Source organism: Mesorhizobium sp. BHbdii, assembly GCF_053848045.1.
In genome coordinates, this window is the sequence record NZ_JBSPKX010000231.1 from 1 (window position 1) to 438 (window position 438).

General features: G+C 58.9%; 1 protein-coding gene. It reads right to left on the reverse strand.

Annotated features, from left to right (window positions below; translation table 11 throughout):
- Positions 1-108: 108 nt before the first annotated feature.
- The coding region (locus ACWTU8_RS32785; RefSeq protein ID WP_455851372.1) for an extracellular solute-binding protein at positions 109-438 on the reverse strand (330 nt) is incomplete at its 5' end.

The window sequence follows — 438 nt, forward strand, 5'->3', positions numbered from 1 at the left end:
CCGCATGATAGGCGGCCGCGGATCGCTGTCGCGATAGGAGTCCATGAAAGGCATTCCCGGAAAAGAAAAGACCCGGCGGCGTACGCCGCCGGGTCCGGCATGCAGCGATTACTTCTGCAGTTCGGTCCAGATCTTTGTGTAGAGTTCCTGCGTTTCCGGCCCGCACATCTTCTGGAACTCGCCTTTCGGCTTGGCGTCGGCCGGAATGACGACTTCCGGCGCGTCCTTCATGTCGGCCGGCATGTATTTGTCCGAGCCGGTGATGGCGTTGGCGTAGCGATGGAAGGCCGAGAGGCCGGCCGCGTTTTCCGGATCCATGATGAAGTTCTGGAACAGCTTGGCGTTCTCGACATTCTTGGCGTCCTTGAGGACGGCGACATTGTCCATCCAGATCGGAAAGCCTTCCTTGGGATAGCCGTAGACGATTTTGTCGTTCTG